This window comes from Mucilaginibacter sediminis (assembly GCF_051903035.1).
GTDB lineage: Bacteria > Bacteroidota > Bacteroidia > Sphingobacteriales > Sphingobacteriaceae > Mucilaginibacter.
This window is the reverse complement of the sequence record NZ_CP170602.1, coordinates 5,995,027-6,010,281: the sequence shown is the minus strand read 5'-3', so window position 1 is coordinate 6,010,281 and position 15,255 is coordinate 5,995,027. Positions and strand designations below refer to the sequence as shown.

The 15,255-nt window shown below is 45.1% G+C and carries 14 protein-coding genes; 10 read left to right on the top strand and 4 right to left on the bottom strand.

Annotated features, from left to right (window positions below; genetic code table 11):
- Positions 1-4 precede the first annotated feature (4 nt).
- A complete protein-coding gene (locus ACFGVS_RS24870) occupies positions 5-781 on the top strand; it encodes a GLPGLI family protein (protein WP_274209802.1) in 777 nt (258 codons plus the stop codon).
- A gap of 320 nt (positions 782-1,101) precedes the next feature.
- Here the strand turns inward: ACFGVS_RS24870 and ACFGVS_RS24865 are convergent, their stop codons facing one another.
- The 4 genes from ACFGVS_RS24865 to ACFGVS_RS24850 form a co-directional block, all read right to left on the bottom strand.
- A complete protein-coding gene (locus tag ACFGVS_RS24865; protein WP_274209803.1) occupies positions 1,102-1,617 on the bottom strand; it encodes a hypothetical protein in 516 nt (171 codons plus the stop codon).
- A gap of 342 nt (positions 1,618-1,959) precedes the next feature.
- Positions 1,960-2,934, bottom strand: coding sequence for a wax synthase family protein (locus ACFGVS_RS24860; RefSeq protein WP_274209804.1), 975 nt, complete (start codon positions 2,932-2,934; stop codon positions 1,960-1,962).
- Entirely contained in the window at positions 2,931-3,365 is a 435-nt protein-coding gene (locus ACFGVS_RS24855; RefSeq protein WP_274209805.1) for a hypothetical protein, read from the bottom strand. Before ACFGVS_RS24855 ends, ACFGVS_RS24860 begins: the two co-directional genes overlap by 4 nt.
- A gap of 128 nt (positions 3,366-3,493) precedes the next feature.
- Entirely contained in the window at positions 3,494-5,005 is a 1,512-nt protein-coding gene (locus ACFGVS_RS24850) for a glycoside hydrolase family 32 protein (RefSeq protein WP_439695999.1), read from the bottom strand.
- Between the two features lie 185 nt (positions 5,006-5,190).
- Here ACFGVS_RS24850 and ACFGVS_RS24845 point away from each other — a divergent pair, with 185 nt between their 5' ends.
- The 9 genes from ACFGVS_RS24845 (at position 5,191) to ACFGVS_RS24805 (ending at position 15,250) form a co-directional block, all read left to right on the top strand.
- Positions 5,191-5,718, top strand: a complete 528-nt coding sequence (locus ACFGVS_RS24845; protein ID WP_439695998.1) for a hypothetical protein — start codon at positions 5,191-5,193, stop codon at positions 5,716-5,718.
- A gap of 208 nt (positions 5,719-5,926) precedes the next feature.
- Entirely contained in the window at positions 5,927-6,487 is a 561-nt protein-coding gene (locus ACFGVS_RS24840; protein ID WP_090651764.1) for a carboxymuconolactone decarboxylase family protein, read from the top strand.
- A 34-nt stretch (positions 6,488-6,521) separates the two neighbouring features.
- Positions 6,522-9,287, top strand: coding sequence for a TonB-dependent receptor (locus ACFGVS_RS24835; protein WP_439695997.1), 2,766 nt, complete (start codon positions 6,522-6,524; stop codon positions 9,285-9,287).
- A 5-nt stretch (positions 9,288-9,292) separates the two neighbouring features.
- The gene (locus tag ACFGVS_RS24830) at positions 9,293-10,549 is read left to right on the top strand and encodes an MFS transporter (RefSeq protein ID WP_439695996.1); all 1,257 of its coding nucleotides are present in this window, start codon (positions 9,293-9,295) and stop codon (positions 10,547-10,549) included.
- A gap of 135 nt (positions 10,550-10,684) precedes the next feature.
- Positions 10,685-11,233 (top strand): carboxymuconolactone decarboxylase family protein, encoded by a 549-nt coding sequence (locus ACFGVS_RS24825; RefSeq protein ID WP_439695995.1) that lies wholly within the window; start codon positions 10,685-10,687, stop codon positions 11,231-11,233.
- A 172-nt stretch (positions 11,234-11,405) separates the two neighbouring features.
- A complete protein-coding gene (locus ACFGVS_RS24820; RefSeq protein WP_274209812.1) occupies positions 11,406-11,951 on the top strand; it encodes a carboxymuconolactone decarboxylase family protein in 546 nt (181 codons plus the stop codon).
- A gap of 473 nt (positions 11,952-12,424) precedes the next feature.
- Entirely contained in the window at positions 12,425-13,717 is a 1,293-nt protein-coding gene (locus tag ACFGVS_RS24815) for an SUMF1/EgtB/PvdO family nonheme iron enzyme (protein WP_439695994.1), read from the top strand.
- A 4-nt stretch (positions 13,718-13,721) separates the two neighbouring features.
- Complete coding sequence (gene gldN / locus ACFGVS_RS24810) at positions 13,722-14,627, top strand: gliding motility protein GldN (RefSeq protein WP_439695993.1); 906 nt, start codon at positions 13,722-13,724, stop codon at positions 14,625-14,627.
- On the top strand, positions 14,624-15,250 hold the full coding sequence (locus ACFGVS_RS24805) for a hypothetical protein (RefSeq protein WP_439695992.1): 627 nt from the start codon (positions 14,624-14,626) through the stop codon (positions 15,248-15,250). The genes gldN and ACFGVS_RS24805 overlap by 4 nt, the downstream gene beginning before the upstream one ends.
- The last annotated feature ends 5 nt before the right edge of the window (positions 15,251-15,255 follow it).

Below are 15,255 nucleotides of genomic sequence, written 5' to 3'. Positions count from 1 at the left end.
CACTATGAAAAACCTTATAATACTTACCACCTGTATAATTGCCTTTGGCAGTAGCGCCGTGTTTGCTCAAAACAAGCACTTTACCATGAATGGCACCATCGAGTTTGAAAAAACTGTGAACATGTTTGCTTTTTTTGAAAAACAGATCAATAAAAACAATGAAGACTTTCTTCGATCTGCTTTTGACTCCTATAAAAAAACACAGCCACAGTTTAAAAAACTTAAAAGCACGTTAACATTTGCCAATAACAAAACATTGTTTACGCCTATCGAATCTGATGCGCCCGATAATGGTTTCTTTGGCGAAAGCCCCGTAGTAAACCAGGTAAATACCATTGCCGACGATTTAACCACGGGCTTAAGCATCAACCAGAAAAAGGTTTTTGAGCAAAACTTCCTGGTAAAAGACACCCTGCGCAAAATAAACTGGAAGATAACCAGTGAAACCCGCGAAATAGCCGGCTTTACCTGCCGCCGTGCCAACGCGCTGGTTATGGACTCTATTTATGTGGTAGCGTTTTATGCCGACGACATTGCCGTACCTGGCGGACCAGAAAGTTTCACAGGCCTTCCCGGGATGATATTGGGCCTTGCCCTGCCGCATGAAAACGTAACCTGGTTTGCCACCAAAGTAAACGAAGTGCCGGTGGATGACAAAGCGCTTATGCCACCCAAAAAAGGAAAAGTGGTAAACAACCAGCAACTGACCGCTACGCTAAAAAATGTAATGAAAGATTGGGGCACTTATGCAAACGCCTATTTAAAAGCCTTTATCCTTTAACCTATCATAAACTTAAGCAACACCCTGTTATGCCCGGCATAGCGGGGTGTTTGTGTTTTAGGGGTAAATATTTGAACGCAGGCAAAGACTCACCCGGCATCGCTGCGCTCGTCCCCCTCTCTTCTGCTGTGCAGGAAAGATGGGGCTTGAACGAGGCTTAGGGTTTGCGAAATAAAATTCAAATTTTCGAGCGTCTGTACACTGCAATCGCCCGAGAGCGGTGCAGTTCGACTACTGCGAACAGGCGGGTGAGTACTCCGCAATTTCGAAGAATCAGGGATGCTGAACTCACTTTTTAATACAATCAGCATACTTAATGACTAATATCCGGCATCAAAAATATTTTCAATAATCTGATTAACAACCCGCTTTGTTCTCGGCACAGCGTCTGTTTTCAAATATTCTTGAACTCTTGCAGCAACAATTTCTGGCTTTGGATTATCAACAAGCCTTGGCTGAATTTGTCTCATCCAGGGCGATTGATTTAATCGTTCTCCAATTGACGTGCAGAACACCAATGCATCAAGGCTTATTAAACTCAAGGGCCTCCCTTTTGTCAACCATTTATCTGCCTTATTCCAGTTAAAATAGGAACTGGCTGCAAGGTGCCCCCAACTGAGATTTACATCAGTTATTCTATGGGCACTCATTTCAATCCAGTCTAAAGCTTTTTCATGACGTATAAAATTCAGAGCTGTAATGTATTCGTTAAGATACCTGGTTTCGCAATTGTCTATTTCAGACGAAATAAGTATGAAAGCACTGTCTCGATCACAAGTTTTAATAGTTTGTTCAGAGCGAAGAAAAAAATCGTCTATTTTATTTTGATCGTACATTCACCGTTGAAATGCGTTTACCCCAAATATACCCAAGTTTGCAAGTAATTAAAGGTATAAAATGCCCGATAACTACTTTATTCCATTAATTATAAACCTGCTTTATCCACCTTCAACGATGCCGGATGTTTATCTAACAGTGTAGGTCGCAATTCGGATGCTGCATTGTGCACATATTTTTTGAGTGGGGTGTACCATTGAAAATCAATTCCAGCTCCGGAGTTTCTTGACTGCGGATTCTGTCACTCGCTATGACAAAAGAGAAGTTTAAAGAATATGTCATGGGCAGGGAGTTGCACAAATGTTCCATTGAACGCCCATGCGATACACGTTATTTTAAGCTTACACGTGTAACCCCACCATCGGCCACACAATTTGCCTGATAAACTGCGGGTGAAACAGCAAGGGCATTGGTGCTATCACCCAAAACAATGTCCATAAACGGGCGGTGAACGGGTGTTTTAAAAAAGCAGCCCCACCATTTGTCAACACTTTTTCCAGCAGTACCATAGCTCCCTGGATAATAAAATATATCATAGGCAAACCATATCCGCTATTTACCGGTACACTAAGGGCCAGTTCATGCAGCAGTCCCGAGAAACCGAATGCGACCATTAACGCGGCAGCCGGCCCTATTTTATTACGCAAGGGGCGAAAGATGGTTATGGAGGTCATTTCGCTAAAGGCCATGTTCCAGCGTTTACCCCAAAATTCAGTAATGCTCATGGCCCTGGCAGGTTGTTTGAACAGGTAATAGGTATTTACGCCTTTAAGTCGCCACGTACCTGCGCTAATACTCAACAGTCCAAAGTGAAGAATAAGACTTAGCCCAACCAGTAAAAAAGCGGTGGTTAACAGGTAAGCCGGCTTCGGCCCCAAAGGCAGCAATACAATTTGGCGCCCCAGCAGAATAAATACCCCGCCGGCTATTACCCGGCCCAGGCCAAACCAAATCATTGCCCAGGCATTGGTTAAGGGTGCATGCCCAAGGTTTTCAAAAGGTTCGGCACGCATGCCGGCCCAGCCGCCTGCAAAAACCAGCCATTGATTAAATCGAAGGGTAAGTTTTTTGCTTTTATAATTTTGAGCCACAGCAATAACCTTCATGGCGGTAAAGGTTGTGGCAATAATGGCCAGCATTCGCAATATGGGGTTAGCATGTAAAAATATAAGATCAACGATAAGGATGCTCACAATCAGCAAAACCCAGCTTTGCCACACCATTTTATATTTTATAAAAACATAGCCCAACAGTACAACAACAGCGTTTGTGATGCCGAAATATAACAAGGGTAATAGTACCGTCGTGGTGATCATGACTGCATATAATTAAAGTAACAGGCCCTGCTATAAACAATACTCAGGAAAACAAAAAGAACAACCAATACCGCCTCGGCCAGTTTATGCAATTTACCTGAAGGGAAATTTGCCCTGTCGAAATAAAGAAACTGGATCAACACCCTGGAGATCCAGTAGGCGGCGATAAAGCCGGTAAGCAATGTTGCAAGCCGTGTTCCGTTAACAAGGTCATTAGATGCCAGTGCCGAAAGCAGCCCGAAGCAAAGGTTAATAACCAGGATGTATGCGGCATAAGTCCAAAACATTTGCTTAATCAGGGGCTGCACTTTTAACAGCTCGGGCCGCCAATTTAAAACCCGGGGAATGGCCAGGCTGCCAACCGCCAGCCCAACCTGTGCCAGCCCCGCAAACCAGATCAATTGCTGAATACTAAAACCTATGGTTTTCATTTTACAGGCTATTTATTTTTATCCGTTTAGATAGTACAAATCTAAATAAATTATTAAACTTTCAAAATATTTTGAAAGTTTAATAAAATAAAACTTACAGAAAACGCATTTTCTTTAAGATTACACCCTTATTTATCCATTCTTCTGATCTTCAAATTAACGTCAACGTACTCGCCAAATATTGATACCCCCGTAGATTTTGCATCAGGGTAAAAAGCCGTAGTAATAACCTTTTCCCCATTGTTGCCAAATATCTCTATTGAATTACGGTCAACAAGTAGCTGGATCTTCACCAGTGTATTCAAGAGTTTCATAGGCCGCATGGGTATAGTTTGAATGTGATTAACAGCTGGCTTATTATTCTTTTCGGCATTCGAGCAATCAATAAACAGTTGTTGCTTAGCAGCATCGTACCCTACAATTATATCATTGGCTGGCATATCCTTGTTTTGTGCAATTTTAAAACCGGCCAGTTTGGTTGTGCTCATAACAAATTCGGCATCTATCCAATAAGCATTACTGTTGCCAGCTTCCGGCAATGGTATATCGCTTTTTTTCATCTGGATGTCTTTAAAAATAACACTGGCAGCCATTGTATCAAGTTTCTTTTCACTGTCGACAGTAGGCTGTTGTACCAGCCTCAATCCCTGGCTTGTAGTTTTTAAGGAAAGATTGCGGGGGATAGACATTTGGCCGCGCCACGGGTAGGTATCTGGTTTGCCAGGCACCAACCAACCCAATAAAGTAGTTTTATGATTGGGTAAACGCCAGGGGATAGCAGCATAAAAAGCATCGCCACCATCAACCGGCAAGGTTGCGGCACCGGGATAACTATTTTTAAAAGTAGTGCCATCAAAATCGCCAATAAAGTATTGCATCGATGGACCGCGGTCTGTAAAGGCCGAAACAAAAAGCACCCACTTAATTTTCGATTTGTTGCCATCGACCAACAACGGCACCATTGATGGGCATTCCCAGCCGCTTTTAGTATAACCAGCAGGGCCAAAATCGCTGAGTTTTGTCCACTCTTTCAGGTTTTTAGAGCCGTAAATCCTTACCATATGCTCGTCAACCATGGCTACAGTCATAATCCACTGTTTGGTTGGTTCGTGCCAGAAAACATTGGGGTCGCGGAAATCTTTTTTATTCAAATCGATAACTGGGTTGCCGGTGTATTGGGTATAGCTTATGCCTCCATCGTTACTATAAGCTATATATTGCGATTCTTTTTTCTGTTTGGGCTGATCGGCAGTAAAAATGGCAACAATAGGAGCTTTACCATTTTTACCAAAACCACTGGTATTATTTTTATCCACCACTGCCGAGCCGGAGTAGACATAGGTTAAAGTATCCTTGGTCACTATTTCGGGAATGGCAACCGGCAGATTTTTCCAGTGCAGCAGGTCGGTACTGGTGGCGTGCCCCCAGCTCATGTGCCCCCATTTATTTTCGAAAGGGTTATGCTGATAATACAGGTTATATTTCCCGTCGAGAAAGAGGAGTCCGTTAGGGTCGTTACTCCAGCCGGTGGGCGGCGTAAAATGGTATGCTGGTCGCCATTGTGGCGTTGGCGTTTGCTGGGCAAATACTTTAACAGTAAACGTCACGAAGACAAGGCAGTAGGTAAAATATTTAAACATCGGGTTGCTGTTTTATAAAGTTGGCAGCATAAATGTACATTAAAAATTAACTCCGGAGCAAATAGGGCGTAAACCCGGCAGATATTCACGCTATTATTAAATAAAATTTTGAAAGTTTGTTTTAAAGTCACAACTTTAAACAACTCTTTTGCCTTTAAACCAGATTGAAAAAGTTTATTGCCTTAATGTTACTCAACATTCACCTGCTAAATATTGGCGGGCAGCTGGCATTTCATCAATATCTGGTTTACAAAACAGATAAGTTTTATACCGAACAAACCCGCAAAGGTCTTTACAATATTAAAGATTTAACAGAGATAATTATCCCTGTTAACCTGCCTAATATCAGCGACTGGAAAAATTTTGAGAACATTGCAGGGCAAATCCAGTTTGGGAACACCAACTACAACTACGTAAAAATGAAGATGACACGCACCGGTTTACACCTGATGTGCATCCCCAATTACGAAACCACCCAACATATTGATAAAAATGTAGTTAATGCCAAAGGCGTTAAAGATATCCCGGTACCACAAAAAGATCATGTGCCCTACGGCAAAACCATTGTGCAGGAAAACATCAGTTTCTCTTTTGCGCAAATTGAGTTTAATTGCCCTACAAAAAACTTACAGAAAAACGTTGTACAACCCGTACAACCTTTGGTTTATTACCACCAGGACATTCCTGAGCAACCGCCAAAAGCCAGCTGCTAATCCCCTCTTTTTAATTCATTTTCCGGACGGTACTGTTAGTACCAATGATTTGCTTTTATTGGAATTTGCCTGTGCGCTTTAACGCGTTTGCTGCTTTGCATTTAGCCAGAGCACAAACGCGACAGCGACGTAGTAAGAGTATCGATAAGCTAATTACCCCTTCGGAAATTTTCAAATCTTCAAATTTTCAAATCCTCAAATTAAACTCATGCCTTACATACCTCTTGAATCCCATTTACCGGGCATTACCGGCCTGTTGGAGTACAGCAAAGAAAGTGCTGCTCCTATTCGCGACCTTACCCAAATTTTGCTCCGCGGCCCGTCGACCCTGTCTGAGGGTGACCGTGAGTTGATAGCTACCATCGTATCGCACGGCAATCAGTGCAAGTTTTGCACTACCGCCCACACCGCCGCTGCCGATCTGTATTTAGGCGAAAATGATACCGCCCGAAAAATCAAAGAAAACATCGAGACAGCACCAGTGAGCGAAAAAATGAAGGCACTGCTCACCATTGCCAAACTAACCGGCCAAAGCGGCAAAAATGTAACCTCCGCCGAAATTGACCGGGCTAAAGCTGCGGGCGCGACGGACATCGAAATTCACGATACCGTACTAATAGCTGCGCTTTTTTGCCTGTACAACCGCTATGTTGATGGCCTGGCTACAGCGTTACCTGCCGATGCGGGGTACTATAACATCCTGGCCGATCGCCTGGTTAACCATGGTTATACCCGCCTGCCGCAAGGCTATGATCACTTAAAAAAATAAGCCATTACCCTAACTAATTTAAAACCAAATCACTGTGAAAAAACTTTTATTTATCATATTACTGCTCTCGTCAATCAACCTGTTTGCACAGGAAAGCAAAATAACGGGAACCCTAACCGATGCCGCAACCGGTCAGGCTGTTGTCGGCGCCAGCATTACCGTTAAAGGAAAATTAACCGGTACCATTACCGACTCGAAGGGTAATTACTCCCTCAACCTTAATAAAATTAAGCCGCCCTTTACGCTCATTATATCTGCCGTAGGGTATGAGCAAATAGAAAACAATGTTACAGCCGCCGGCGAAGTAAGCCTCAAATTACAGCAAAAATCCATCGTACTAAACGAGGTTGTATCATCTGCTACCCGTATTAACCAAAGCATATTGCAATCGCCGGTTAGTATCGAAAAAATGAGCCTGAAAGCTATCAAAGAAAATCCTTCATTCACGTTTTATGATGGCTTGCAAAGCTTAAAAGGGGTTGAAGCGGTAACCAGCAGCTTAACCTACAAACAGGTAAACACCCGTGGCTTTAACAGCACTGGTAACGGCCGCTTTTTGCAGTTGGTTGATGGTGTTGATAACCAAACACCCGGCCTCAACTTCTCGGTAGGTAACCTTTTCGGCGCATCGGATATTGATATCGAAAGCGCCGAAGTTATACCAGGTGCGGCATCAGCTTTATATGGCCCCGTAGCCTTTAATGGTTTATTGTCGTTAAAAACAAAAGATCCCTTCAAATACCAGGGCTTAACTCTGCAGGTTAAAACCGGAATGAACCACTTTGGCGAATCATCTGTAAAACCACAGGGTTTGTATGATTTTGCCGCGCGATATGCCAAAGCCTTCAACGACAGATTTGCCTTGAAAATTAACGCCTCGTATTTAACCGGCAGGGATTGGTATGCCGAAAACTATACCGATGTAAGCGCATCAACCCCGGTTGCCCAACGGGGGCCCAATAACCCCGGACGCGACGCGCTGAATATTTACGGCGATGAAGTCTCCCGCACACTTCCCGGCATCGGCCTGGTATCGAGAACCGGTTACGAGGAAAAAGACCTGATGAATTATAACGTATACAGCCTTAAGTTAAACGGCGCTTTGCATTACCGCATCAGCAATAACCTGGAGGCCATTTACCAGTACAACTTTGGTAAAGGAACCGCCAGCTATACCGGCAGCAGCCGTTTTGATTTGAATAACTTTGTACTGCAAACCCACAGGGTGGAGCTGAAAGGCAGTAACTTTTTTATCCGCGGATACTCCGTAGCCGAAAACTCGCACGATTCATATAATACCCGCTCGCTGGCGCAGTTCATCAACCGCGATTGGGTACAGGATTTAAGCGGTAACACCGTTACGCCCGATAAAGCCGACGATACCTGGTTTATCCGTTATTCAACAGCATACAACGGCAACGCCAGCGGCGTAACCGCCCACGATAATGCGGCAGCAAGGTCTTTTGCAGATCAGGGCCGTTTTTTACCGGGCACAGCTGCCTTCAACGCTGCCAAAGATGCATCTATCCATAACTACGGCCTAAGCGGTGCGGGTGTATTTAGTGCAAGTAAATTTTACCATGCTGATGGGCAATACGATTTCTCGAGCGCTATTAAAGTGTTTGAACTGCTGGCCGGCGGCAGTTACCGCGATTACCGCATGTTTACCAACGGCAGCTTGTTTGATGATAAAACCAACCGAGTAACCATTGCCGAATACGGCGCGTTTATGCAGGCCGCCAAAAAACTGTTTGACGATAACCTGAAGCTAACTGCCTCTATCCGTTACGATAAAAACGAAAACTTTAAAGGCAGCTTTACGCCTCGCTTCTCGGCAGTTTATACCGTTGATAAAACCCATAATTTCAGGGCATCATACCAAACCGGTTTCCGGAACCCTACCCCGGTTGATCAGTTTATTCACCTTAACGTAGGCCCTATCACCATTTTAGGTGGCGCGCCCAAAAACAGTGCAGGGTTAAACGTTTATGAAAACTCGTTCACTGCATCATCAGTAAGTGCCTTTGGTGCGGCATTTGGTGCGGCTGTTGCCGGCGGAACACCCTTTCCGCAAGCGGTTGAGCAAAACAAAGGGTTATTGCAAAAATCAAATGTGGCCTATATTAAGCCCGAGCAGCAAAAGGCCTTTGAGCTGGGCTATAAAGGCTTAATTATGGATAAATTACTGGTTGATGTAAACTATTACTACAGCAGCTATACCAACTTTATCCTGAACACGGTAGTAATACAGCCACAAGATCAAATATTAGGTGCCGATGGCAAGGTTACCACAGCATCGGCAAGTGATATTCCCGGTGGCAAGGTACATGCCTTCCAGCTATACACCAACGCGCCCGATAAAGTATCGGCACAGGGCGCAAGCGCAGGCTTAACTTATTTGTTTGATAAAGGATATGCCCTGGGTGCCAACGCTACGCTATCAACTTTCAATCTGCGCAACGCAAATCCAAATAACATTGCAGCCTTTAACACGCCTAAATGGGCTACCAATACCACTTTTGGCAACAGCAATTTTGCCAACAATTTTGGCTTTAACCTGGCCTGGCACTGGCAAAGCGCGTTTGACTGGTACGGTACTTTTAACGGTACGCGTCCGGGCCGTGTAGATGCTTACTCGGTGGTTGATGCGCAGATCAGCAAAAAGCTCCCAAAATTCAAATCTACAGTTAAGCTGGGTGGCAGCAATATTTTTAACCAGCACATCTACCAGTCGTACGGTTCGCCGGCCATTGGCGCAATTTATTATGTATCCATAGTATTTGATGACCTTTTAAAATAAACAACATGAGCACACTTGTAATTGATAAGCCGGGTTTAAAACCGAAAACAGATATCAGCGTACCTTACCGGGCAATACTATTTGCTATTTGTTTTTTGAGCAGCGCGCTTGGCGGCACGGTATCTACCCTGATGTCGGTTTATCTGCCGGTAGTAGTTAAAGATTTGCAGGGCAATTTGCCTCCAAACGAAATTAACTCCATCAGTGGCTATATTAACGCCATCTTCATTTTTGGCTGGGCATTGGGCGGCTTTACCTGGGGCGTTATCAGCGACAAAATGGGCCGTAAAACCGCCTTACTGATGGCCATTAGCTGTTATGGCATCTTCACCATTTTAACAGGGCAAATGCCCACCTGGTGGGGCGTTGTGCTATGCCGCTTTATGAGTGGCTTTGGCGTGGGCGGCGTATTGGTAACAACCATTACCCTGATAAGCGAAGTTTGGCCTGCCAAAAGCAAAGCCGTTGTTATCGGAATCCTGTCTATCGCCTTCCCCGTGGGTATCTTTTCGGCCGGGCTTATCAATTACGTGGTATCGTCATGGCGGTCAGGTTTTCTGATCGGCGTTATCCCGCTGGCCCTGGCGCTGATTGGCGCCTGGGTTTTATCCGAATCGCCAGGCTGGCTAAGCTATCGTAACGATATTGCCAACCGCAACAACCCGCTAAATAAATTACTATCGCCCGCCCATCGCCGGGAGTTGGTAGTAGGTTCGCTGACCTTTGGCACTATGTTAATAGGCCTGTGGGCCATATTTTCCTGGCTGCCAACCTGGGTGCAAAGCCTTATCACCAATCATGATGCAGCCAAAGAGCGTGGCTTAAGCATGATGTTTTTGGGTATGGGTGGCCTAACAGGTGGTTTCCTTTCGGGGTGGCTGGTAAACCTGCTTACCTTGCGCCGGTCGATGCTGATTTGTTTTGCGGTATGTGCCGGTTTATCGTTCGTGTTGTTTAAAACCAACAGCACCTTCAGCCCTGTTATTTATGCCGAGATCTGCGTACTGGCTTTATTTTTCGGCGCCAGCCAGGGTGTATTATCAGCCTACATACCACAGCTATTTTCAACCGGCATCCGTGCCACAGCAACGGGATTTTGCTTTAACATAGGCAGAATATTTACCGCAACAGCCGTATTGTTTGTAGGCATACTGGTATCGGCCCTGGGCGGCTATGGTAATGCTATATTCATTTTTTCGTTAGTATTTGTGGTAGGTCTGCTGGTAGTGCTTTTTGGCCATAAAAGAGAAGGCAAAAGCTGAAAGGTTAAAGCGAAAAGGTTTTTAAAGAGCAATAATTCAATAATTCAATAATTCAATAATTCAATAATTCAATAATTCAATAATTCAATAATTCAATAATTCAATAATTCAATAATTCAATAATTCAATAAAAATATGGCACACATCAATGTACCCGAAGGCGTTCCGGGCATCCGTTCGCTGGTCATGTTCAGGCCCGAAACAGGTAAGCCTTTATATGAGCTGGCGCAGATACTGCTGCGGGGCGAATCTACCCTATCACCCGCTGAGCGCGAACTGATAGCCGCATATGTATCGTACCGCAACAACTGCACCTTTTGCTACAGTAGCCATGCCGCTGCGGCAAGGTGCCTGTATGAAGACGATGCCCTTATTGTTGACGAGGTATTGAGAGATATGCAGGAGGCCCCGGTAAGCGATAAGCTGAAAGCGCTATTAAACATAGCTGGTAAAGTGCAAATCCTGGGTACCGAAGTTAAACAGGCCGATATTGACGCCGCCAAAAGTCTTGGCGCTACCGACCGCGAATTACACGATACGGTACTGATAGCGGCGTCGTTCAGCATGTTTAACCGTTATGTAGACGGGCTGGCCAGCCTTACACCAACAGATCCGGAAGCATATGCAGAAATGGGCGTACGTATGGCAAAGGGGTATACTTTACCTCCCAATGCTCCTAAGTGATGAACGAAGATTGATTTAAATATCGAACACCGAATATCCAATGTCGAATAATGAAGAAAAACTTCGGTGTTGGATATTCGAAATTCGTTATTCGATATTATTTGTAATTCCATTTTTTAGTTATTGAATTACCTACACCAAAGCAATAATTATTCACCATAAAAAATATACCATGGCACATATTGAATTAAATAACGACTTGCCAGGCATAAGAGGCCTGATGTTTTACCGGCCCGAAACCGAGGCCCCCTTGAATGCCCTTGCCGAATTTTTGCTGCGCTCAGACAACTCGCTAACCCGAGGCGAGCGGGAGTTGATAGGCACTTACGTATCGTACCTGAACGACTGCTTTTTTTGCCAGAACGTGCATGGCGCGGTAGCCGGCCACTATCTTAACTGTAGTATAGACGATATAGATGCTATTAAAGCCGATTTTACATCCGCCGATATATCGCCTAAAATAAAGGCTTTATTAACTATTGCCGGTAGTGTTCAAAAAGGGGGCAAAAATGTAACCATTGAACAGGTAGATGCCGCCCGAAGCGAAGGCGCTACAGATATAGAGATACACGACACGGTGCTGATAGCCGCATCGTTTTGCATGTTTAACCGCTATGTAGATGGCCTGGGCACATGGGCGCCGCAAGACAGATCGTTTTATGTTAACCGCGCTCCTCAGCGGGCGGTTGAAGGTTATGTGGGCAGTATTTTAAAATAATTTTTAGCCGATTTATATTACAAAGGCTCCGTGTAATGCGGGGCCTTATTTTTACACTACCATACTTAACGCTGTCCCGAAAACCGGTGGCTTAAATAGCGCCCTGCCCTCCTGTTTGTCCGTCGTTTTATCAAAATACTTTTCTTGCAAATCGATATTTCGGGCCGCTATATCCAACCATAAAGCCTAAAAATCATACCATATTTTCAGCCAAAATCTCCTAAATCCCTGTGCAACATGCAAAAACGCGGCTAAAAACGCATATCCATGTTGATATATTGCACAGGCATCCAACTAAAAATTCTACTTTTTACCCCGCAATTTCTTTGTCGAGTTATTTAGTCTGTTCATCGGCACATTATGCCCCCTTGGGTCCACACCTCCCATATTTGAGTCATTGTTTCACCACTTAAAAAAACGCTATGATCTCACCTCGACTATTTTTTTTCATTTAAAACCCCGATAAGTCAATTATGAGATCGTCAATTCAAATTACAGGCTTGCTGCTAATAGTGCTCAGCTCCTGCCAGTCAAAACTATACAATACCCCGGCCACCCGCGCTGTTTCTGTAAAGCGCCTCATCCCGCCGGCAGGCATGGTGTATATACCATCAGGCACTTTCCAATACAAACTGCAGGATGATGATGATAAATCCGAAAAACGCAATGTAAGCGTAAGCGCTTTTTTTATTGACAAAACCGAAGTAACAAATAAGCAATACCAGGCCTTTGTAAACTGGGTTGCCGATTCGGTAGCTATTACCGATTACCTGCACGATGATTCCTTTTATCTGCCATCCACAGGGGCAACCGTTGGTAAAAACCGCAAGGAGATCAGGCTGATAGACTGGGATAAAGTGCACAAGATTTCGCCCTTGTGGAAACGCGCACCGGCAGACGTAAAAGAAAAGCTGGCCGGTATGATGACCATGCTCAATGGCCAGCGTATGCCCGACCCGGCATTAATGAACTATCGGTTTTACTATGTGCGTATGGATGGCGAAAAAAACAACCAGTATGTAATGGATACGGTTGGCGTTTATCCTAACGAGCATGTATGGTCGACGGATTTTCCGAACGCGCAAATGACGGTGATGGATGCCAACTACTTCAGCAATAAAATTTACGAGTATAACCCCGTAGTCGGGGTAACCTGGAAACAGGCCCGTGCTTATGCCGACTGGCGCAGTACGCAGTTAAAGGTGCTCATCAGGAACAATCCCAATCTTAAAAATTTCAAATTAAGTTTTGGTTTGCCTACCGAAGCGCAATGGCAATACGCTGCCGAAGCCAAGCTCGATCCAGCTGATACCATAGAACGTACAGTAAAAACCACTATTGATAAGGCTACCGGCAAGGAAAAACTTTCGCTAAACTTTAAACAGGGCGAGGGCGCTTACTCCAGCGATGGATCAACATTTACGCTGCCGGTTACCTCATATACCCCCAACGCCTTTGGCATTTACAACATGGCCGGCAACGTATCTGAGTGGACGATGGACGCTTTTAGCCCTTCGGCATCGCAACTGGTAAACGATTTAAACCCGGCGTTGCTGTATGATGCCGCCGATAAAGACTCGCCCCTATTAAAACGAAAGGTAGTACGCGGCGGATCATGGAAAGATAACGGCGAGATGCTGAACAGTGATACCCGCAGTTTTGAAGACCAGGGCAACGCCCACTCCTACATAGGCTTCCGCTGCGTGATGGCCGCCTTTGAACTCCCCGGCGAGCAGGTGAAAACAAGAAAATACGCTAAACGATAATTTCATGAAAAAGATACTGATAGTGATTGAAACCCTTCTGCTGATCGGTTTCGGCAGGGGTATGTCCTTTGCCCAGGCAATAGTGGCCGATAGTACGTTAACAGATACCCTGCCCGCATATGATAATTTAATCAAATCGGCCGATTTAGGAAAAGCAAAGCCTTTCCCCTATCCAAAGGCTAATGCTGCCAACATCAGGCTATATGCACAGGTTTGGCGGGATATCGACCTTTCCGATTCAGGCAACAGTATCCTTACTATCCCCGGTAAATCCCTTATGGAAGACATCATGAAGGGGATAAAAGCAGGCAAGCTCACACCTTATGAAAAAGAGGACCTGAAAAAGAAACTCAGCGCCAAACAAGGGGAACTGCGTTTTGCCGACTCGGTGCTGATACCAATTTTTGATAAAGACGGCAACCAAACCGGTTCAAGGATGGCGCTTAACGAGTTCAACCCCGATAAAGTACGCCGGTTCCGGATTAAGGAAGATGTGTTTTTTGACAGGCAGCGCGGCCGGGTTGATACCCGCATTGTAGCACTGGCCCCCATGATGCACATCAGCACATCGGCCGACCTGGCAGATAACCTGGCATTTACGCCGGCCTTCTGGCTTTATTTTCCGCAGCTGCGGTACACGCTGGTGCAGGAGGATGTGAGCAACCCAGATAAGGACATTTTTGATTTTACACTGGACGATGTGTTTATGCAGCACAAGTTTTCGGCCTACCTGGTAAAACAAGCGTCGCCGGGCGGGGTACAAAGCGGGCAACTGGAGCCGGGCAGCACCGAAGCTATACTGCTTGAGCAAAAAATTGCCGACCTGAAAAAACACATCTGGCAAAACCCCAGGGGCGTAAATGCAAAAAATTTAGCACAAACAGATAGCAAAAAGGAGGACAAGCTATGACAACGCAAGCAAAATTATTGAAAGAGTTTTTATTGATGATGCTTATATCGGGGCTATTGTTTTGCTGCGGCAAGGCCAGCGCCCAGGTACTGCCCGAGTACAGTGCATTCCCAACATCATCATTTGGCGTACAGGTTGGTACGCAGGGATTAGGCATCCAGGGATCATACAGTTTTTTGAAATCATTTAACGCCAGGATTGGGTTCAATGCCTTCCCGGGGATGACGGTACAATACAATGGCCGCGACGCGCAATTTAACCGCACATCGGTATTTGCCATTGCCGATTGGCAACCCCTGTACGGCCAAAGCGACTGGCTGGCGCGTAAGTGGTACATATCTACCGGTATTGCTTATTATTTTTCAAATAATGTGTATAGGGAAGGGATAGGCACTACACCCAACTACACTATCTACATGTCGAAAGTAAGACCCTATATCGGCACCGGGCTGGGTAATATCCACCTGTTCAAAAACATAGGTATGCGTACGGATTTGGGGTGGTTTATTCCAACCAGTTCGGCCACATCAACCTATGGCGATAAGGCCAGCAAAGTAAGCAGCGGGTTACGGGGCCTGCTGCCTGGCCTTAATTCGGCGGTAACCATTTATGTAAAATTCTGATCTGT